1 rRNA gene is annotated in these 559 nt (G+C 55.8%); it reads right to left on the bottom strand.

Going from position 1 to position 559, the window contains the following annotated elements:
• Positions 1 to 559: ribosomal RNA gene (locus KNP92_RS15730) — 23S ribosomal RNA — on the bottom strand; the annotation flags it as partial.

The following is a 559-nucleotide window of genomic DNA, read 5'->3' as shown; positions in this document are numbered from 1 at the left end:
TCGGCTTAACCTCGCCCGCCATCGTAACTCGCCGGTTCATTCTACAAAAGGCACGCCATCACCCGTTAACGGGCTCTGACTACTTGTAGGCATACGGTTTCAGGATCTGTTTCACTCCCCTTCCGGGGTGCTTTTCACCTTTCCCTCACGGTACTGGTTCACTATCGGTCACTAGGAAGTATTTAGCCTTGGGAGATGGTCCTCCCGGATTCCGACGGGGTTTCACGTGTCCCGCCGTACTCAGGATCCACTCTGGAGGGGACAGGATTTCGGCTACAGGGCCGTCACCTTCTCTGGCCGACCTTTCCAGGTCGTTCACCTATCCTATCCCTTTGTAACTCCGTGTAGAGTGTCCTACAACCCCAGGAAGCATGCTTCCTGGTTTGGGCTGTTCCCGTTTCGCTCGCCGCTACTCAGGGAATCGAATTTTCTTTCTCTTCCTCCGGGTACTTAGATGTTTCAGTTCCCCGGGTGTGCCTCACGCCGTGCTATGTATTCACACGGGTGTCCCGCCAGTCTCCCGGCGGTGGGTTCCCCCATTCGGATACCCCTGGATCAA

It is taken from the genome of Exiguobacterium sp. s122, from assembly GCF_018618475.1.
GTDB lineage: Bacteria > Bacillota > Bacilli > Exiguobacteriales > Exiguobacteriaceae > Exiguobacterium > Exiguobacterium himgiriensis.
The sequence above is the reverse complement of the archived record's forward strand: the minus strand, read 5'-3'. Positions and strand labels throughout refer to the sequence as shown.